The organism is Microbacterium terrae, assembly GCF_017831975.1.
Classification (GTDB): Bacteria; Actinomycetota; Actinomycetes; order Actinomycetales; family Microbacteriaceae; genus Microbacterium; species Microbacterium terrae.
The window spans coordinates 920916-939645 of the sequence record NZ_JAFDSS010000001.1; the positions used below are offsets into that span (position 1 = coordinate 920916).

At 70.8% G+C, this 18730-nt stretch carries 16 protein-coding genes; 10 read left to right on the forward strand and 6 right to left on the reverse strand.

From position 1 onward, the window contains the following. Nucleotides 1-16: 16 nt before the first annotated feature. Complete coding sequence (locus JOD63_RS04200; protein ID WP_045275989.1) at nucleotides 17-1582, forward strand: FAD-dependent oxidoreductase; 1566 nt, start codon at nucleotides 17-19, stop codon at nucleotides 1580-1582. Here the strand turns inward: JOD63_RS04200 and JOD63_RS04205 are convergent. Continuing rightward, on the reverse strand, nucleotides 1576-3189 hold the full coding sequence (locus JOD63_RS04205) for a sensor histidine kinase (RefSeq protein ID WP_084613551.1): 1614 nt from the start codon (nucleotides 3187-3189) through the stop codon (nucleotides 1576-1578). The two genes, JOD63_RS04200 and JOD63_RS04205, sit on opposite strands and share 7 nt — an antisense overlap. Continuing rightward, the gene (locus tag JOD63_RS04210; protein WP_045275988.1) at nucleotides 3186-3920 is read right to left on the reverse strand and encodes a response regulator transcription factor; all 735 of its coding nucleotides are present in this window, start codon (nucleotides 3918-3920) and stop codon (nucleotides 3186-3188) included. The genes JOD63_RS04205 and JOD63_RS04210 overlap by 4 nt, the downstream gene beginning before the upstream one ends. Before the next feature lie 173 nt (nucleotides 3921-4093). On the opposite strand from JOD63_RS04210, the gene JOD63_RS04215 reads away from it, so the two are divergent. Beyond that, the gene (locus tag JOD63_RS04215; protein ID WP_045275987.1) at nucleotides 4094-5575 is read left to right on the forward strand and encodes an ABC transporter permease; all 1482 of its coding nucleotides are present in this window, start codon (nucleotides 4094-4096) and stop codon (nucleotides 5573-5575) included. 59 nt (nucleotides 5576-5634) lie between these two features. Beyond that, the gene (locus JOD63_RS04220; RefSeq protein WP_211088041.1) at nucleotides 5635-6360 is read left to right on the forward strand and encodes an ABC transporter ATP-binding protein; all 726 of its coding nucleotides are present in this window, start codon (nucleotides 5635-5637) and stop codon (nucleotides 6358-6360) included. 55 nt (nucleotides 6361-6415) lie between these two features. On the opposite strand, the gene JOD63_RS04225 is transcribed toward JOD63_RS04220, so the two are convergent. Continuing rightward, nucleotides 6416-7459, reverse strand: coding sequence for an SDR family oxidoreductase (locus JOD63_RS04225; protein ID WP_084613560.1), 1044 nt, complete (start codon nucleotides 7457-7459; stop codon nucleotides 6416-6418). A gap of 58 nt (nucleotides 7460-7517) precedes the next feature. Here JOD63_RS04225 and JOD63_RS04230 point away from each other — a divergent pair, with 58 nt between their 5' ends. After that, nucleotides 7518-8843 (forward strand): FAD-binding oxidoreductase, encoded by a 1326-nt coding sequence (locus JOD63_RS04230; protein WP_211088042.1) that lies wholly within the window; start codon nucleotides 7518-7520, stop codon nucleotides 8841-8843. A gap of 81 nt (nucleotides 8844-8924) precedes the next feature. Here JOD63_RS04230 and gndA read toward each other — a convergent pair whose 3' ends face one another. Together gndA and eda are read right to left on the reverse strand one after the other, a co-directional pair. Next, a complete protein-coding gene (gene gndA, locus JOD63_RS04235; protein ID WP_045275695.1) occupies nucleotides 8925-10373 on the reverse strand; it encodes an NADP-dependent phosphogluconate dehydrogenase in 1449 nt (482 codons plus the stop codon). Between the two features lie 128 nt (nucleotides 10374-10501). After that, nucleotides 10502-11143, reverse strand: a complete 642-nt coding sequence (eda, locus tag JOD63_RS04240) for a bifunctional 4-hydroxy-2-oxoglutarate aldolase/2-dehydro-3-deoxy-phosphogluconate aldolase (protein WP_045275696.1) — start codon at nucleotides 11141-11143, stop codon at nucleotides 10502-10504. 97 nt (nucleotides 11144-11240) lie between these two features. On the opposite strand from eda, the gene JOD63_RS04245 reads away from it, so the two are divergent. Beyond that, entirely contained in the window at nucleotides 11241-12674 is a 1434-nt protein-coding gene (locus tag JOD63_RS04245; RefSeq protein WP_045275697.1) for a gluconokinase, read from the forward strand. Further along, nucleotides 12671-13630: a phosphoglycerate dehydrogenase gene (locus tag JOD63_RS04250; RefSeq protein ID WP_045275698.1), complete on the forward strand. Its 960-nt coding sequence runs from the start codon at nucleotides 12671-12673 to the stop codon at nucleotides 13628-13630. The genes JOD63_RS04245 and JOD63_RS04250 overlap by 4 nt, the downstream gene beginning before the upstream one ends. On the opposite strand, the gene JOD63_RS04255 is transcribed toward JOD63_RS04250, so the two are convergent. Next, nucleotides 13614-14309, reverse strand: coding sequence for a FadR/GntR family transcriptional regulator (locus tag JOD63_RS04255; RefSeq protein ID WP_045275699.1), 696 nt, complete (start codon nucleotides 14307-14309; stop codon nucleotides 13614-13616). The genes JOD63_RS04250 and JOD63_RS04255 overlap by 17 nt on opposite strands. A gap of 163 nt (nucleotides 14310-14472) precedes the next feature. Here JOD63_RS04255 and JOD63_RS04260 point away from each other — a divergent pair, with 163 nt between their 5' ends. The 4 genes from JOD63_RS04260 (at nucleotide 14473) to JOD63_RS04275 (ending at nucleotide 18702) form a co-directional block, all read left to right on the forward strand. Beyond that, nucleotides 14473-15861, forward strand: a complete 1389-nt coding sequence (locus tag JOD63_RS04260; RefSeq protein ID WP_045275700.1) for a GntP family permease — start codon at nucleotides 14473-14475, stop codon at nucleotides 15859-15861. A 34-nt stretch (nucleotides 15862-15895) separates the two neighbouring features. Then, nucleotides 15896-16663, forward strand: coding sequence for a glucose 1-dehydrogenase (locus JOD63_RS04265; RefSeq protein WP_045275701.1), 768 nt, complete (start codon nucleotides 15896-15898; stop codon nucleotides 16661-16663). Nucleotides 16664-16680: 17 nt separating this feature from the next. Beyond that, nucleotides 16681-17697, forward strand: coding sequence for a zinc-binding dehydrogenase (locus tag JOD63_RS04270; protein WP_045275702.1), 1017 nt, complete (start codon nucleotides 16681-16683; stop codon nucleotides 17695-17697). Nucleotides 17698-18072: 375 nt separating this feature from the next. Next, nucleotides 18073-18702, forward strand: a complete 630-nt coding sequence (locus JOD63_RS04275; RefSeq protein WP_045275703.1) for a 50S ribosomal protein L25/general stress protein Ctc — start codon at nucleotides 18073-18075, stop codon at nucleotides 18700-18702. Nucleotides 18703-18730 lie beyond the last annotated feature (28 nt).

An 18730-nucleotide genomic window follows, 5' to 3' on the forward strand; every position in this document is an offset into this window, starting at 1 on the left:
AAACGAACGGTGTGATGTGATCGGCTCGCTGACGGCGGGATGGAACCGCGTGTACGCGGTGCTCGGCAAGGTGTCGATGTACCGACTCGTGTATCTCGCCTTGGCGGTTCTCGCCGTGATCGCGATCATCGAATCGTTCTTCGGCCTCGTCGGGCCCGGGCCGGCGGAGCTGCTCGTGACCCTCGCTGTGCTGTCGGCGGTCTGCATCGGCGTCGACGCCGCGGCTCAGCGGGTGCTCCAGCTGCCGTGGCGGCTCGAGTCGTCGCTCATCACCGCCCACATCCTGCTCTTCGTGCTGCGCCCCACTCTCGACCTCGCGGCGCTCGGCGGCATCGCCCTCGCCGCCGCGATCGCGTCGCTGTCGAAGTACCTCCTCGCCTGGCGCGGCCGCCATATCTTCAACCCCGCTGCCGTCGGCGCGACGGTGCTGAGCCTCCTCAGCCTCGCCTGGCCGGCGCTCGGCTCGTCGGCGTGGTGGGTCGGCACGCCGGCGCTCGCCGCGCCCGTCATCATCCTCGGCGCCGCCGTGCTGGTGCGCACCGAGAAGGTGCGCGTCGTGCTCGTCTTCCTCGTGATCGCGGTGGCGGTTGCGGTGCTGCGCACGTCGGCGCAGTACCAGGCGGCCGGGCTCGAGTTCGATTCGCTGGAGCTCTTCACGCAGATCCTCTGGTCGTCGCCGTTCCTCTTCCTCGGCGCCTTCATGCTGTCGGAGCCCCTGACCCTGCCGCCGCGTCGCTGGCAGCAGTTCACGGTCGCCGCAGTCGTGGGCGTGCTCGCCGGCTGGCCCATCCCGCTCGGCGAGATCTCGCTCGGCCAGGAGCGCGCGCTGCTCATCGGCAACCTCGTCGCGTTCGCCTTCGCGGTGCGCACGGCAGTGCGGCTCACGCTGGTGTCACGCGCAGCGCCCACCGCGAGCGTGCAGGAGCTCACCTTCCGGGTGCACGACCGCCTCCAGTTCCTGCCCGGCCAGTACCTCGAGCTGGAGGTGCCCCACCGGCATCCCGATGCGCGCGGCACCCGGCGGGAGTTCAGCATCGCGTCGGCCCCCGCCGATCTGCCGCTTCTCACCCTCGCCTTCAAGGACAGCGGTTCCGGCCCGTCGCAGAGCTCGTACAAGAAGGCGCTCGCCGAGGTCGAGCCGGGGGAGCGCCTCGCGATCACCGGCGTGTGGGGTGACTTCCTGCTGCCCAAGCGCTCAGCTGCGCCGGTGCTCATGGTGGCGGCCGGCATCGGGGTGACGCCGTTCATCTCGCAGCTGCGTCAGCTCCACGCGACCGGAGATGACCGCGACGTCGTGCTGGTGTACGTCGCGTCGGATGCGTCCGAGCTCGTGTACCGCGCCGAGATCGAGGCATCCGGAGTCGACGTCATCGTCTTCACGCGCGACCGGCCGGCCGACCTCCCGGCGAACTGGACCTGGGCCCAGGGTGTGCGCCTCGACGCCGACGGGTTGGTGCGCGTCGTGCCCGACATCGCTTCGCGGCACGCCTACATCTCCGGCCCCGCAGGACTGATCGCCGAGCTCGCTCCGGCTCTCGAGCGAGCCCGGTCGATCACGACCGACGCGTTCAGCGGCTACTGATCGTCGCCCGAGGCCGGCTCGGCGTCGGCGGCCTCGATCATCGGCTCCGCGCCGGCCAGGGCTGCGGGATCCTCGGGGCGTGCCGGCAGCCGCACCTCGAACACGGTGTCGCCCGGCACGCTGCGCACCGAGATGCGCCCGTGGTGGGCCTGCACGATCGCCTTCACGATCGACAGGCCGAGACCCGTGCCGCCGGTCTGCCGCGCGCGTGAGCGGTCGGCGCGCGCGAAGCGCTCGAACAGCTCGTCGGTGATCGCCGGATCGATCCCGGGACCGTCGTCGTGCACCCGCAGCACCGCGTCCTGACCGTCGCGCGTCACCTCGACGGTCACCGTGGTGCCGGCGGGCGTGTGCGTGCGGGCGTTCGCGAGCAGGTTGGCGATCACCTGGTCGACGCGACCCGAGTCCGCGGCGATCACGACGGGCGCCTCGGGCACGTCGATCACCCACGTGTGGTCGGGGCCCGCGGGCCGGGCGTCGCCGACGGCCTCGACGGCGAGAGCGGTGAGGTCGACCGAGCCGTAGACGAGCTCCTGGCCCTCGTCGAGACGGGCGAGCAGCAGCAGATCCTCGACGAGGGTCGTCATACGCAGCGACTGCGCCTGGATGCGCTCGAGCGAGGACTCGGCGGTCTCGATGGTCGCCGCGCGGTGGTCCATGCCGAGTGCTCGGAGCGACAGCTCGGAGTAGCCGCGGATCGAGGCCAGGGGAGTGCGCAGCTCGTGGCTCGCATCGGCGACGAACCGGCGCATCCGCTCCTCATTGCGCTGCCGGGCCTCGAGCGAGGCTCCGACGTGGTCGAGCAGCGTGTTCAGCGACGCCCCGACGCGGCCGATCTCGGTGCGCGGATCGGCGTCGGGCACGCGGTCGGAGATCGACACCTCGCCCTGTGCCAGTGGCAGCTCGGCGACGCGCTCGGCGGTAGCCGCCACCTCGCGCAGCGGCGCGAGGCCGGCGCGGATGGTCCAGGCCGTCGCGGTGGCGAGGAGGATGAGGCCGCCGAGGGTGAGCAGGCCGATGGTGGTGAGCATCTGCGCGATCGTGAAGGCGACCTCGGTGCGCGAGAGGCCGACCACGACGATCGTGTCGCCGGTCCGGCTGCCGTCGACGCGGTACGTGCCGAGCCCGTCGAGCGTGACGACGAGAGGCCCTTCGCCCTGCAGTCCGGCCGCGAGTTCGGCGATCTGATCGTCGTCGAGGGCGACGACCGATCCGTCGTCGAGGGTGACCGCGGCAGTGGCGGGCTGGCCGATCTGCTGCACCGCGAGGAGGAACCCTTCGCGGTACGGCTGCTCCGTGAGGATCTGCTCGGCCGTGGCGCCGGCGCCGACGTACTGGCGCACCTGCACGGCGGTGCGCTCGGTGGTGCTGCGCAGCTGCTCGCTCAGGCCCTGCTCGAGAACATTGCCGAGGATGGCGCTCGTCGCGACGGCGACGAGCACCAGGATGAACGAGGTGATGCCCACCACCGTGACGATGAGCTTGCGCTGCAGCGTCCACGGGCGACGCCGCCGCTTCGGCTTCGCCGGCTCCGCTGTCTCCGCGTCGTCGACGGCGTCTTCGCTGTCGGATGCGTCGGGTGCGGCATCCGTCGTCGCCTTGGTCATTGCGGGGCCTTGATCATGTAGCCGACGCCTCTGACGGTGTGGACGAGCGGCTCGTGGTTCTGGTCGATCTTCTTGCGGAGGTACGAGATGTACAGCTCGACGACGCTCGAGCGCCCACCGAAGTCGTAGTTCCAGACACGGTCGAGGATCTGCGCCTTCGACACGACGCGGCGCTGGTTGCGCATGAGATAGCGCAGCAGCTCGAACTCCGTCGCGGTGAGCTCGATCTCCCGGCCGCTGCGCTCGACCTCGTGGCTGTCCTCGTTGAGCGTCAGGTCTGCGACGCGCAGGATCGGCTCGGCGCCGGCGGCGAACGCCGTGCCCGCGCGACGCATCAGCCCGCGCAGGCGCGCGACGACCTCTTCGAGGCTGAAGGGCTTCGTGACGTAGTCGTCTCCGCCCGCGGTCAGGCCGGCCACCCGGTCGCCGACGGCGTCTTTCGCGGTGAGGAACAGCACCGGCACATCGTCGCCCGACTGACGCAGCCGCTGCAGCACGGCCATGCCGTCGAGGTCGGGCATCATGATGTCGAGCACCATCGCGTCGGGGTCGAACTCGCGGGCGGTCTGCAGCGCCTCGAAGCCCGAGGCGGCGGTGCGCACCTCCCAGCCCTCCATCCGCAGCGCCATCGACAGCAGGTCGGTGAGCATCTGCTCGTCGTCGACGACGAGCACGCGCAGGGACGAGCCGTCGGGGCGGGTGAGTGCGGTAGCGGGTGCGGAGGCGGTCATGGGTCCATTGTGGTGCCGTTCCTATGTGATTCCTATGGCGCGGGCTATGGGCCGGCTGTGAAGTGCACGCCGGCTCTCTTATGCATTTCATAGCCGCCGCCTCGGGAGCGCATCAGTGCCGTTCCTAACGTCGGACTTCGACGGCCGGCAGCGCGCCCGCCAGGAGGAGACCCATGTACATGACCTATCTGCGGCGGGAGCTGGCCGGCCGCAAGAAGCAGACGATCATCGTCGCGTCGGGCCTGGCCATCGCCATCGCCCTCGTGATGATCGTGAACTCGCTGGCGGCGGGGGTGAGCAGCGCCCAGGCGCAGGCGCTCGAGTCGGTCTACGGCGTCGGCACCGACCTGACCGTGACCGGAGCCCAGGCCGAGCCCGGCGAAGGCGGGGGCGGTCAGCGATTCGAGTTCGACGAGGAGGGCGGCTCCACCGGCGACGACGGCACCACCTCGCTCAGCCAGTCGCGGCTGATGACCGAGCCGATGCGCGCGACGCTCGACGCGTCGACGCTCGACACGGTGACGGCGACCGACGGGGTCGCGGCCGCCTCGGGTGCGCTGAGCCTCACCAACAGCACCTTCTCGGGCGAGCTGCCCGAGCGGCCCGATCAGTCCACCGACGGCGGCACCGACCAGGGTCAGCAGCCGCAGCAGGGCGACGCCCAGCAGGGCGGCGGCGGCTTCGGCGGCGGGTCGTTCGACGTCGACTCGTTCACCGTGCTCGGCATCGACGCGTCCGCGGCGGCCATCGGCCCGCTGTCCGCGGTCGAGGTGACCGACGGTCGCGCCCTCGAGACGAGTGACGCCGGTTCGTACGCGGTCGTGCTCGACGCGACCTACGCGACGACCGCCGAACTCGCCGTCGGCGACACCATGGACATCGGCGGCACCGACTTCGAGGTCGTCGGCATCGTGGCATCCACCTCCGACGAGGCCGACACCGCGTCGAACGCCTACATCCCGCTCGATGTCGCACAGGAGCTGTCGGGAGCGGGCGACGTGCTCTCCACCGTGTACGTGCAGGCCGAGTCCTCCGACGCCATCGCGAGCGTGCAGGAGGCCATCGAGGCCGAGCTCCCCGACGCCACCGTCAGCTCGCAGTCCGATCTCGCATCGACCGTGTCGGGCTCGCTCTCGAGCGCATCCTCGCTCATCACGAACCTCGGCACGTGGCTCTCGGTCATCGTGCTCGTCGTCGCCCTCGCCCTCGCGGTGCTCTTCACCATCTCGGGTGTCTCGCGCCGCACGCGGGAGTTCGGCACGCTCAAGGCGATCGGCTGGTCCAACGGGCGCGTCGTCGGACAGGTCGCCGGCGAATCGGTCGTGCAGAGCCTGATCGGCGGCGTCATCGGCCTGATCATCGGCTTCGCCGGCATCCTCGCCATCAACATCGCCGCGCCGACGATCTCGACAGCGCCGACATCGACCGAGCAGACCGGCCCGGGCGGCGGCATGATGGCCGGCGGCGGGCCGGGCTTCGGCGACGCGTCGTTCGCGCAGACGTCGAGCGACATCGTGCTGCAGGCGCCGGTCACCCTCTGGGTCGTCGCAGCGGCCATCGGCCTGGCCGTCGCCGGCGGGCTCCTCGCCGGTGCGTTCGGCGGGTGGCGAGCTGCGCGCCTCAGCCCCGCCGAGGCGCTGCGATCGGTGGGCTGACCGTGTCCGACCCGACCACCACCACGACGACCCCGCCCCACCCGACAGGAGACGACGCCATGACCATGATCGACAGCGATCGAACCGAGACGACGGATGCCGCGCCCGCGGCCATCTACCGCCTCCACGGGGTCACCCGCACGTACAAGCAGAAGGAGCGGATCGTCAAGGCGCTCACCGGCGTCGACGTCGAGATCGCCGAGGGCGAGTTCGTCACGATCCAGGGGCCGACCGGCGGCGGGAAGTCGACGCTGCTGCAGCTGCTGGGCGCGCTCGACCGGCCGTCCGCCGGCTCGGTGCACCTCGGCGCACTCGACATCTCGACGGCGTCGAACGCCGAGCTCGGGCGCGTCCGTGCCACGGAGATCGGCTTCGTGTTCCAGGGGTTCAACCTGATCCCCACCCTGACCGCCGCCGAGAACGTCGACATGGCGCTCGAACCGCTGCGGCTGGCGAAGACCGAGCGCGCCGCGCGGGTCGCCGAAGCTCTCGAGCACGTCGGGCTCGCCGACCGGGCCGATCACAAGCCGACCGAGCTCTCCGGCGGTCAGCAGCAGCGCGTCGCCATCGCCCGCGCGATCGTGAAGCGCCCGCGCGTGCTGCTCGCCGACGAGCCGACGGGCAACCTCGACGAGAGCATGCGCGACGAGATCCTCACCCTCCTCGAGCGGCTCAACGCCGAGGGGCTGACGCTCATCGCCGTGACGCACGACTCGGCGGTGGCGCGCCGGGCGAGCCGTCGCCTGCGCCTCGAGAAGGGAACCGTGCGCGACATCACGCGGTGAGGTCGCCGCTCAGGCGGCACCCGTGGCGTGCTGACGGTGTGCTGCCGGCGGCGGCTCAGCCGGCGGACCGGGCGAAGGCCGCGATGCGATCGAACACCGCATCGCGGCCTTCGTCGATCACCTGTTCCTCGGGGTGGTCGTCGTAATACGCGAGAATCCGCCGGGCGCCCTCGTCGAACGTGATCGTGGTGCGGAAGTCGGGGACGAGCGCAGTGACCTTCGTGTTGTCGAAGACCATGGAGTGTGCCTTGTCGCCGATGAGCGTCGGGCCGAGATCGGGGGCGAACGCGGCGATGGCGTCGGATGCCACGTGCACGAGGTCGGGGCTCGAGACACCTGCCGCATCCGCGAGCCAGCCGTAGATCCGGTTCCACGACGGCGCGTGCGAACCGGTGATCGTGAATGCCTCGCCGATCGCCTCGGGGTTGCCCAGGAGCCCGGCGAACGCGACGGCGAAGTCGTCGCTGTGCGTGATGGTCCACAGGCTCGTGCCGTCGCCGTGGACGATCACCGGGCGGCCGGCGCGCAGGCGCGCGATGTCGGTCCAGCCGCCGAGGGTCGGGATCATCCGCTCGTCATAGGTGTGCGACGGGCGGATGATCGTCACCGGCAGACCGCGCTCGCGATGGGCGGCGACCAGGACGTCCTCGCAGGCGATCTTGTCGCGGGAGTACTGCCAGAACGGGTTGCGCAGCGGCGTGGACTCGGTCACCGGGAGTCGACGCGGGGGCTTCTCGTAGGCGGATGCCGAGCTGATGAACACGTACTGCCCGGTGCGGCCCTCGAACAGGTCGAGGTCGGTGCGGATGTGCTCGGGCGTGAAGGCCAGGAACTCCGCGACCACGTCGAAGCGGCGCTCGCCCAGCGCGGCGCGGACGGCGCCGGCATCGCGGACGTCCGCCTGCAGAATTGTCACCTCGGGCGGGAGCGGGCGGCGTGCGCCGCCCCGGTTGAGCACGGTCACCTGATGGCCGAGGGCGACCGAGCGTCGCACGCAGGCCGCGCTGATGGTTCCGGTGCCGCCGATGTAGAGGATGCTCGTCACGTCCGCGAGCCTACGCCCGCGGAGCGGGATCGGGATCGACGCCGGGCCCGCCATCGGGCGCGGCATCGCGAGGCCCTGGTCGATGTCGGCGGCGACCTCTAACCTGGCGGGCATGAGCAACGACGACCTCGGCGCCGGTGCGGTCAGCACCCTCATCCGTCCGGGCGACGCGGAGTGGGACTCCGCGCGCCGCTTCCATTCCGGCATCGGCTCGCCGGCCGCGATCATCCGCGCGAGCTCCGTCGACGATGTCAGCGATGCCGTGCGCTACGCCGCCGGGCAGCGCCTCGACGTCACGATCCGCGGCGGCGGGCACAGTGCCTGGTGCGGTCTGCCCGGCGGCCTCACCCTCGACATCGGCGCGCTCGACGACGTGTCGGTCGACGGCACGCTTGTGCACGTCGGCGGGGGAGCGACGTGGGGCGCCGTCGCGGCGGTGCTGGCCGGTCACGGTCTCGGGATCAGCTCGGGCGACACCGCGTCGGTGGGGGTGGGCGGGCTCACGCTCGGGGGCGGCATCGGACTCATGGTGCGCGCGTGGGGTCTGGCAGCAGACCAGCTGGTGGGGGCTCAGCTGGTCACCGCGCGAGGAGCCGTCGTCGAGATCGACGACAGCTCGCACTCCGAGCTGATGTGGGCGCTGCGCGGCGGCGGAGGCAACTTCGGTGTGGTGACGCGGTTCGACTTCCGAGCGCATCCGCTCGAGGGCGTCGTCGCGGCGAGTCTCGGCATCGAGGGCGACGCCCGCCCGGTGCTGCAGACGCTGCGCGCCGTGATGGCCGACGCCCCGCGTGAGCTGACGGTGACGTACATGGACGTGCCGGCGATGGACCCGAGCGCACCGGCGGGGGCGTCCATCGAGGCGGTGTGGGCCGGGTCCGACGTCGGCGCCGCGCGTGCCGCCCTCGCACCGCTGCTCGCGCTGTCGCAGGTGAGCGAGCGCGAGTTCGGGCACACGCCGTACCCCGACGTGCTGCTGCACGCACCCGAGTTCGATCCCGAGAACCCGATGCCCGGGTTCGTCGGCGGCAACGCGCTGGTCGAGGTGCTCGACGACGACGTGATCGACCGCCTGGTGTCGTTCCGCGAGTCTCGGCCCGCCTCGGTCGCGATGCTGCGGTCGCTCGGCGGCGCCTATGGCGACATCGAGCAGTCGGCCACGGCGTTCCCCGCGCGTGGAGCCACGTGGTTCGCGATGGCCGGCGCCTTCGACATTCCGGGCATGCTCGACGACGACGCGCGGGCTGCGGCGGAGCGCGACTGGGCGGCCATCGAGGCGCTCGGTGCCGGGGTGTACGGCAACTTCACGACGTCGACCGAGGCGGACTGGGCGACCCGCATGTACCCGCCCGAGACCATGGCGCGCCTCGCGGCCGTCAAGCGCGAGTGGGACCCGACGAACGTGTTCTGCCGCAACCACAACGTGGTTCCCGCCTGACGTCGCCCAGAAACGACCGACGACCGGGGACAGATCCCCGGTCGTCGGTGGTGCGTAGCGAGGCGGTCGGCCTCGCCTGCGTCAGTGGGTGTCTTCGGCTTCGATCTCGGTGCGGTCGCCCGACCACAGCGTGTGGAAGGTGCCTTCCTTGTCGATGCGCTTGTACGTGTGGGCGCCGAAGAAGTCGCGCTGGCCCTGCACGAGGGCGGCGGGGAGCCGCTCGGCGCGCAGCCCGTCGTAGTACGACAGCGACGACGAGAACGCGGGTGCCGGGATTCCGGCGCCTGCGGCGGTCGACACGATCCGGCGCCAGGCACCCTGGGCGCGGCCGAGGGCCTCGACGAAGTACGGCGCGGTGAGGAGCACGGGAAGACCCGGCTCGGCGTCGTACGCGTCGGCGATGCGGTTGAGGAACTGGGCGCGGATGATGCAGCCGGCACGCCAGATCTTCGACACGGCGCCGAGGTCGATGGTCCAGTCGTACTCGGCTGCACCGGCGCGGATCTCGTCGAAGCCCTGCGAGTACGCGACGATCTTCGACGCGTAGAGGGCGAGGCGCACATCCTCGATGAAGGCGTCGACGTCGTCGACGGTGAGCTCTTCTTCAGCGCCGGGCAGGTCGCGCGAGACCGCGCGCTGCTCGGGGTGGCTCGACAGCGACCGGGCGAACGTCGCCTCGGCGATGCCCGACACCGGAACGCCGAGCGAGAGGGCGGTCTGCACGGTCCACGCGCCGGTGCCCTTGGCGCCGGCCTGGTCGAGGATGACGTCGACGAGCGGCTTGCCCGTCTCGGCGTCGATCTGGCGGAGCACCTCGGCCGTGATCTCGATGAGGTACGACTCGAGCTCGCCGGTGTTCCACTCGGCGAACACATCGGCGATCTCCGCCGGAGTCTTGCCGGTGCCGCGGCGGATCAGGTCGTACGCCTCGGCGATGAGCTGCATGTCGGCGTACTCGATGCCGTTGTGCACCATCTTCACGAAGTGGCCGGCGCCGTCGTGGCCGACGTGCGTGACGCACGGCTCGCCCTCGGCGACCGCAGCGATCGACTTCAGGATCGGGCCGAGGGTGACCCACGACTCGTCCGAACCGCCGGGCATGATCGACGGGCCGAGGAGTGCGCCCTCCTCGCCACCCGAGATGCCGGCGCCGACGAAGTTGATGCCGGTCTCGCGGACGGCCTTCTCGCGGCGGATGGTGTCGGTGAAGAGGGCATTGCCGCCGTCGACGATGATGTCGCCGGCCTCGAACACCTCGACGAGAGAGTCGATGACCGCGTCGGTCGGGCCGCCGGCCTTGACCATGATGATCGCGGTGCGGGGCTTGGCGAGCGTCGCGGCGAACTCCTCGTACGAGAAGGCGGGGACGAAGCCCGCCTCAGGGTGGTCGGCGACCAGTTCGTCGGTCTTCGACCGGGAGCGGTTGAAGACCGCCACCGTGTTGCCTTCACGGCTCGCCAGGTTGCGGGCGAGGTTGGACCCCATCACCGCAAGTCCCACCACACCGATATTCGCTGACTGCTCGGTCACTCGAACTCCTCTTTCGTCGATCCTGGTCCAGCCTAGAGTCTGCCCTGCGCGTGTTACACCGCCGGGGCGTGACGCTCACGTCGAGGGGACCCCGATTGTGAGCGCGGTCATCGATCGCACGGCGATCGTCAGTCGAGCCCGCGGAGGCTCTGCACCGCGGCGACCGCATCCGCCGTCGCGGCCGAGATCTCGCCCCACGCCCGCGCTTCGACCGCCGAGGCGGGAAGCATCCACGACCCGCCGACGGCGGCGACCTGGGCGATGCCGAGATAGTCCGCGAGGTTCGCCGGACCGATGCCGCCGGTCGGGAGGAACGTGACATCGCCGAACGGCGCCGCGAGCGCCCGGATGGCCGCCGCTCCGCCCGAGGTCTGTGCCGGGAAGAACTTCACGGTGGTGAGGCCGAGCTCCAGAGCCGCCTGCACCTCCGTGGCGGTCACGGCACCCGGGATCACGGGGACGCCGTGCTCGAGCGCGCGCTCGACGACCGCCCGCGAGGTGCCGGGCGAGACGATGTACTGCGCACCGGCCGCGACCGCCCGATCGACCTGCGCGGTCGTCGTCACGGTGCCGGCGCCGAGGAGGATGTCGCCGCGCTCGGCGACGCGGGCGATGGCGTCCGCTGCCGCCGGGGTGCGGAACGTCACCTCGGCGACCGGGAGCCCCCCATCGGCAAGTGCGCCGGCGATGGCTGCGCCCTCGTCCGCCGTCCGTGCCACCACCACGGGAACGATGCCGTACGAGAAGATCCGATCGTCGATGATGCTCATTTTCCGCCTTCGAGGTGTGCTGAAGTCGAAATGATCATATCATTGGGCGTCGAGGGGTGACGGATGCCTCTCCAGTCACCGACGACAGGCTTCACACATGATCATCCTGGCCCTCGAGTCCAGCACCACCTCCGCGAAGACGATGCTCTTCGATTCCGAGACCGGCGAGGTCTCGGTCCGCAGCCGCCGGTTCGAGGTGCCCGACACCTCGGTGCGCGACGCCGACGCGGTGTACACCCAGCTGATGGCGCTCGGCCGGGAGGCGGCCGCCGGAGCGGCCGTGGACCTCATCGTGCTGAGCGGCACCTGGCATGGACTCACGCTCGTCGACGACGACCTCCGGGCGCTCACGCCGGTGCGGGAGTGGCCCGACACGAGCGCGCAGAACCTCAGCGCCCGTGAGCGCCTCGACCGCGACTTCACGTGGTGGTACTACGAGCGCACGGGCAGCATGGTCAACGCCATCTACCCCGCGTTCAAGCTCATGTGGCTGCGCGAACAGGGCATGCGGATCGACGGTCTGCGGGCCATGGACCAGCCGACGCTCAACTTCGCCCGCCTGACCGGCGAGGTGTCGTCGAACCCCTCGGTGGCATCGGGCACCGGGCTCCTCGGCGCCGAGAGCGCGCAGTGGGACGAGGAGGTCGTGGAACGGCTGGGCCTGCGCGGTGTGATCCTGCCGGAGCTCCACGAGAGCACGCACACCGCTCCGCTCGCGCGCGAGGCGGCGGTGCTGCTCGGGCTGCGCGCCGGCATCCCGGTGCTCACCCCTGGTCCGGACGGCGGGCTCAGCCAGGTCGGCGATCTCGCCACCAACCCCGGCGACATGACGTTCTCGATGGGCACGAGCGGGGCGCTGCGCTTCGCGACGCGGCATCCGTCGTTCTCACCGGCGCTCAGCACCTGGTCGTACCGTTCGCCCGTCGGTCCGCTCAGCGGAGCGGCGACGTCGGGATGCGGCAACTGCGTCGACTGGGCGCGCGAGCGGCTCTTCGGGCTCACGACCGACTACTCCGAGATCGAGCCGCTGCTGTCGGCAGACCGCCGCGACCTCCCCGTGTTCCTGCCGTTCCTCTTCGGTGAGCGCAGCCCAGGTTGGCAGGATCAGCGCCGCGGCGGGCTCGTCGAGCTGCGCCCGGAGCACTCGCGCGCAGACATGTACCAGGCGGTGCTCGAGGGGATCGTGTTCTCGCTGTTCCACTGCTTCAAGGAGCTCACCGCGCTCAACGGCATGCCGCGGCGCATCGTCCTCTCCGGCGGAGTGCTCTCGTCGCCGTTCTGGACGCAGCTCACCGCCGATGTGTTCGGCACCGAGATGGAGGTCTCGACCCTGCAGCACAGCTCGGTCGTCGGAGCGGTGCGCATGGGCCTGGTCGCGAGCGGTGCGAGCGAACGGCATCCCGCGTTCGACGACGCCGAGCCGCGCTTCGTGCAGCCGCGTCCGGAGCGTCGCGCGCAGTACGACGAGGCGTTCGCCCGCTATCTCGACCACTACTCGCAGACCCGACCCGGATCGGAGACCGCACGATGAAGGTGCTCGTGACCCCCACCTCGCTCTGCCGACAGCCCGACTCGGCAGCACTGGAGTCGCTGCGCCGCGCGGTCGGCGAGGTCGTCCTCAATCCCTTCGGACGTCCGATGACCGAGTCCGAGCTGATCGATGCGCTCCCGGGCGTCGACGGCGTCATCGCCGGGCTCGACGACTACAGCGCCGACGCCCTCGCCGCCGCCGACCGACTGCGGGTCGTGGCCCGCTACGGGGTGGGCACGAACAACGTCGACCTCGACGCGGCCCGCGCCCGTGGCATCGTCGTGACGCGCACTCCGGGGGCCAACGCCCTCGCCGTCGCGGAGCTCGCCGTCGGCCTGACGTTCGCGGTCGCCCGCGGCATCCCGCGCCTCGACGCCGCAGTCCGCGCCGGCGACTGGCCGCGCGGCGAAGGCCGTGAGCTCACCGGGGGAGTGTTCGGCGTCGTCGGGTTCGGGGCGATCGGGCGCCTGGTCGCCGAGCGGGCACGGGGGATCGGCATGACGCCCATCGCCTACGACCCGATGCTGCCGGACGAGGTGTTCGCCGCCGCCGGCGTCGAGCGGTGCGACCTCGACGACCTGTGCCGGCGCAGCGACGTGCTGAGCCTGCACGTGCCGCTGCTGCCCGAGACGCGGCACCTCCTCGACGAGCGCCGGCTGGCGCTGCTCCCTGCGGACGCGATAGTCGTGAACACCGCCCGCGGCGGGCTCATCGACGAGGCTGCGGCGCGTGCCGCACTCGACGCCGGCCGCATCTACGGCGTGGCGATCGACGCGTACGAGACCGAGCCGCCGTCGGCGTCGCCGCTGGTCGGGCACCCGCGCGTGGTGTCCACGCCGCACAGCGGCGGCCACACGCGCGAGGCTGTCGCCCGCATGTCGGAGCAGTCGATCGATGACCTGATCACCGTGCTCCGGGGTGAGGCGTCGCCGAACGCGGTCAGCTCTCCGCTTTGACCTCGGCGAGCACCGCATCCACGTAGCGGCGGGTGTGGTGCTCGGCTGCCTGCGCGTCGCCCCGCGCGATGGCGGCGGCCGTCTGGATGTGGTTGTGGAGGGCCTCGACGTCGGGGACGGGCGGTGTGAGCCCGACGTTCGAGCGCCCGGCGATCACGGCGGCGATCGGCGCCTTCGTCGCGGCGAGCATGAGGTTGCCGCTCGAATCGAGGATGAGGTCGTGGAAGGCGATGTCGGCGGCGAGGTACTCCGCGGAGTCGCCTCGCCCGTCATGGCCGAGCTCCTCGAGGAGCGTCGCCAGGCGCAGGATCTCGGCACGCTGCACGTCGCTTGCGCGCATTGCACTGAGCCGCGCTGCGACCGGCTCGATCGCGGCGCGCAGCTCGGTGACGACGACGAGCTGCTGCGCGCGGCGGGGCCCGGAGAGCTGCCAGCCGATCAGTCTCGGGTCGAGCGCGCTCCACGCCGTCATCGGCTGCACGGTGACGCCGACCCGTCGGCGGGACGCGAGCATGCCCATCGCCTCGAGTACGCGCACCGCCTCGCGGATGACGGTCCTCGAGACGCCGTAATCCGCTTCGAGTCCCGCGAGGGTCAGGACTTTTCCGGTCGGCAGGGCGCCGGAGGAGATGCGGACCCCGAGGTCGTCGAGCACCGATTCATGGGATGCCTGAGCCACGGGTTCTCCAAAAGATACGATGTTCTAGTGGCAAAGATACGATCTTTATGCCAATATTGCGAGGGCTTCGATCGCGGGATCCGCGTCGGGCCGCTCGAATCGTACACGCGGGAACATCGGCAGCATCGCCGGTCGTCCCGGGAACGTCAATGGAGATAAGCCGATGGAAGACTGGACCCAAACCCTCGGGACCGTGCCCCTGCTGCTCATCGCAGCGGGCGCGATCGCCCTCATCCTGCTGCTGATCATCGTCTTCAAGGTGCACGCCTTCCTGACGCTGATCATCGTCTCGCTGCTCACGGCGATCGTCGCCCAGATCCCCGTCGGCGTCATCGCGACGACATTGACCGGCGGGCTCGGAGCGACGCTCGGCACGGTCGCCCTGCTCGTGGCGCTCGGCGCGATGCTAGGCAGGCTCATCGAGCACTCTGGCGGCGCCAAGGCGCTCGCCGACAAGTTCGTCGACATCTTCGGCGAGAAGCGGGCTCCGTTCGCGCTCGGTATCGCGTCGCTCATCCTCGGCTTCCCGATGTTCTTCGACGCGGGCCTCGTGATGATGCTCCCGATCGTGTTCGCCGTCGCACGTCGCGTGTCGAAGAACAACGTCCTCCTCTTCGGCATCCCGTCGGCCGCCGCGTTCTCGGTGATGCACGTCTTCCTGCCGCCGCACCCCGGTCCGGTCACCGCGACCGAGCTGTACGGTGCGAACCTCGGCATCGTCCTCCTGGTCGGCCTCCTGATCGCCTTCCCGGTCTGGTACGTCTCGGGTTACCTCTGGGGCAAGTTCATCTCGGCCCGCATTCCGCTCGCCGTTCCCACGCTGTTCGGCGACATCGACGAGGACCAGCCGGTCAACCCGCCCAAGCCCCGCACCGTCATCCTGCTGCTCCTGCTGCCGATGGCGCTGATCTTCCTCAACACCGGTCTCACCACGCTCGCGACCATCGGCGTCGTCTCGGCGGACGCGATCTGGGTGCAGCTGCTCATCCTGCTCGGCAATTCCCCGGTGGCGCTGCTCATCACGGTCCTCGTGGCGATGTTCGTGCTCGGCACCCGCCGCGGCGAGACCGGCACCGCGATCGAGAAGCTCGTCGACTCGGCCCTCGGCCCGGTCGCATCCGTCATCCTCATCACCGGCGCCGGCGGCATGTTCGGCGCGGTGCTCCGCGCCTCGGGCATCGGCGACGCGCTCGCCGACACGCTCAGCGACATGGGCCTGCCGGTCATCGTGGCCGCGTACATCATCGCCGTGGTCATCCGACTCGCGCAGGGCTCGGCCACCGTCGCGCTCGTCACCGCTGCGGGTCTGGCGGCCCCCGCCGTCATCGCCGGCGACTTCAACCCGCTGCAGATCGCCGCGATCACGCTGGCCACGGCAGCCGGTTCGGTGTTCGCCGGTCACGTGAACGACTCCGGCTTCTGGCTGGTCGGCCGCCTCATGGGCATGGACGTCAAGACCACGCTGAAGACCTGGACCGTCCAGCAGACCATCGAATCGCTGCTCGCCTTCGCCCTCGTGCTGGTGGTCTTCGGCATCGGCTCGCTGATCTGACCGCCGCCCACCGCTCCACCGCGAAGGATCCACGATGCCCGACATCTTCGACATCTCCGGCCGTCTGGCGTTCGTCACCGGCTCCACCCGCGGCCTCGGCCGCTCGCTCGCCGAGGGCCTCGCCCGTGCGGGAGCCCGGGTGATCGTGCACGGTCGAGATGCGGCTGCGGCCGCCGCGACCGCGGCGGAGCTGTCGGAGCTGTCGGGCCGGGATGCCGCATCCGTCGCCTTCGACGTGACGGATGCGGCGGCGGTGGAGGCCGGAGTCGCCGAGGCGATCGCCGCGTTCGGCGTGCCCGACATCCTCGTCAACAACGCCGGCGTGCAGCGACGGGCCCCCATCGCGGAGTTCGCCGTCGCGGACTGGGACGACATCATCGCGGCGAACCTCAGCGGAGTCTTCTACGTGTCGCGTTTCGTCGCCCCGGCGATGATCGAGCGCGGCACCGGCAAGATCGTCAACGTCGCCTCGGTGCAGTCGCTCCTCGCCCGCCAGACGATCGCGCCCTATTCGGCGTCGAAGGGCGGTGTCGCCCAGCTCACGAAGGGCATGGCGGCCGACCTCGCCCGCCACGGCATCCAGGTCAACGCGCTGTCGCCGGGCTACTTCGCGACCGAGATGAACCGCGACCTCGTCGACGACCCTGCCTTCAGCGGCTGGCTCACCCAGCGCACGCCAGCCCAGCGCTGGGGCGACTTCTCCGAGCTCGACGGCGCGCTGCGCTTCCTCGTCTCGGATGCCTCGAGCTTCGTCTCGGGCCAGAACATCTTCGTCGACGGCGGCATGACCGCCGTCGTCTGACCGACCACAGGAGAACCATGCGCGCTGCGTTCATCGTCGGCCCCGAGTCCATCCGCATCGGCGAGATCGCCGTTCCCGAGCCTGCCGCCGACCAGGTGCGCGTCCGCATCGACTACGTCGGCATCTGCGGCTCCGACCTGCACTACTACTTCGATGGTGCCAACGGCGCGTTCGTGGTGCGGGAGCCCCTCATACCCGGGCACGAGGTGTCGGGCCGGATCGACGCAGACCCCACCGGCACGTGGGCGCCCGGCACGCCGGTCACCGTGCATCCGGCGACCTTCGGCGAGCCGCATCCTGACCTCCCGGGCGACCCGCACCTCTGGCCCGGCGGCGCGTACCTCGGCAGCGCCTCGACCTGGCCGCACACGCAGGGCGGGCTCGTGGAGCACCTGCTGGTGGATCGCGCGATGGTCCGGCCGCTCCCGTCGACGCTTCCCGTGCGCCGCGCCGTGCTCGCGGAGCCCCTCGCGGTGGCGCTTCACGGTCTGTCGAAGGCGGGCGACGTCCGCGGGCTCCGGGTGCTGGTCACCGGAGCGGGACCGATCGGGCTGCTCGCCATCGCCGCCGCCCGCGCCGCGGGGGCGGCCGAGATCACGGCGACCGACGTGCTCGCCGAGCCGCTCGCCCGCGCCCGTGAACTCGGCGCCGTGCACGTCATCGACGTGTCGACCGAGGAGGTGCCGGCGAACGCGTACGACGTCGTTCTCGAGTGCTCGGGCGTCGCCCCCTCGATCTCGACCGCGCTGCGCGCCGCACGCATCGGCGGCACCGTCGTGCAGGTCGGCATGGTGCCCGATCAGGCACGCCCGATCAACATCGCGCCCTTCATCTCGAAGGAGTTGCGCTGGTACGGCACGTTCCGCTTCAACGACGAGATCGACGCCGCGATCGAACTGCTCGACGCCGAGCCTGCCATCGAGCAGGTGGTGACCCACGTGGTGTCGGCCGACGACCTGCAGGCAGCCTTCGCGCTGGCACGCGATTCGCGCGTGTCGGGCAAGGTCGTCGTGGCGGTCTGGCCGACCGACTGAGCGGGTCTCAGTCCTTGTATGCCTGGCGCCCGAGGCCCCAGAACGCCAGGGCTGTTCCGATCGCTCCGACGAAGGCCATCGCGCCGATGAGCCACAGGAGCGCGTGAGACCAGAAGCCGTATTCCATGGGTTCCTCCGTCAGGATCGGGTGCGTTCCTCATCGTACCGGGGTCGCTGGTAGACTCGGGTCCGTACTTCGGCGAGGGATGCCCTCGCGCGCGCCCGGTGGGCGTGACGCGGCATCCGTGATCGACGCAGTGGAGTGGGCCCCGGCTTTCCTCACGCGTGCGCGTTCGAGTCGAAACAGACCCCCAAACCCGGGCCCGCCACAGCGGGCCGTACAGAGAACGGGCCCCGTGCCCGCAAGGAGAAGACATGTCGACTGAGACCGACAACAAGGTCGTCGCCGAGGTCCGCGAGAACTTCGGCAAGGGATTCGCCCGGCGCCTCCGCGCCGCCGGCAAGATCCCCGCCGTCATCTACGGCCACGGCACCGAGCCCGTGCACGTCGCGCTGCCCGGTCACCAGGTGAGCCTGCTCATCCGTCGCGCCAACGCGGTGCTCGAGCTCGACATCGCCGGCAAGGCCCAGCTCGCCCTCGTCAAGGACGTGCAGAAGGACCCGGTGCACCAGATCGTCGAGCACATCGACCTCCTCGTCGTGAAGAAGGGCGAGAAGGTCCAGGTCGACGTCCCGATCGTCGTCGTCGGCGAGTCGTTCGCCGGCACGATCGTCAACCTCGACAACGCGACCATCGCGCTCGAGGTCGAGGCGACCCACATCCCGCAGAACATCGAGGTCGACGTCGAGGGTCTCGAGGAGGGCGCGCACATCACGGCCGCCGACCTCAAGCTCCCGAAGGGCGCTTCGCTCAACGCCGACGGCGACCTGCTGATCGTCGCGATCTCGGTGCCGTCCGCTGCCGCCGCCGAGGACGAGGCCGACGAGGCTGCAGCCGACGAGGCGCCGGCCGAGGCCGCCGCCGAGGAGGCCGCGGCCGAGTAAGCCGCTTCCGGGCCGCCGCGCCCGGATC

Excerpts from the sequence above, each read along its gene's own strand:
- JOD63_RS04225 (WP_084613560.1), bottom strand. The coding sequence starts at position 7,459 with ATGGCGGGCCCGGCGTCGATCCCGATCCCGCTCCGCGGGCGTAGGCTC.
- JOD63_RS04245 (WP_045275697.1), top strand. The coding sequence starts at position 11,241 with ATGATCATCCTGGCCCTCGAGTCCAGCACCACCTCCGCGAAGACGATG.
- JOD63_RS04270 (WP_045275702.1), top strand. The coding sequence starts at position 16,681 with ATGCGCGCTGCGTTCATCGTCGGCCCCGAGTCCATCCGCATCGGCGAG.
- JOD63_RS04220 (WP_211088041.1), top strand. The coding sequence starts at position 5,635 with ATGACCATGATCGACAGCGATCGAACCGAGACGACGGATGCCGCGCCC.
- JOD63_RS04275 (WP_045275703.1), top strand. The coding sequence starts at position 18,073 with ATGTCGACTGAGACCGACAACAAGGTCGTCGCCGAGGTCCGCGAGAAC.
- JOD63_RS04250 (WP_045275698.1), top strand. The coding sequence starts at position 12,671 with ATGAAGGTGCTCGTGACCCCCACCTCGCTCTGCCGACAGCCCGACTCG.
- JOD63_RS04230 (WP_211088042.1), top strand. The coding sequence starts at position 7,518 with ATGAGCAACGACGACCTCGGCGCCGGTGCGGTCAGCACCCTCATCCGT.
- JOD63_RS04265 (WP_045275701.1), top strand. The coding sequence starts at position 15,896 with ATGCCCGACATCTTCGACATCTCCGGCCGTCTGGCGTTCGTCACCGGC.
- JOD63_RS04215 (WP_045275987.1), top strand. The coding sequence starts at position 4,094 with ATGTACATGACCTATCTGCGGCGGGAGCTGGCCGGCCGCAAGAAGCAG.
- JOD63_RS04205 (WP_084613551.1), bottom strand. The coding sequence starts at position 3,189 with ATGACCAAGGCGACGACGGATGCCGCACCCGACGCATCCGACAGCGAA.
- JOD63_RS04210 (WP_045275988.1), bottom strand. The coding sequence starts at position 3,920 with ATGACCGCCTCCGCACCCGCTACCGCACTCACCCGCCCCGACGGCTCG.
- JOD63_RS04260 (WP_045275700.1), top strand. The coding sequence starts at position 14,473 with ATGGAAGACTGGACCCAAACCCTCGGGACCGTGCCCCTGCTGCTCATC.
- eda (WP_045275696.1), bottom strand. The coding sequence starts at position 11,143 with ATGAGCATCATCGACGATCGGATCTTCTCGTACGGCATCGTTCCCGTG.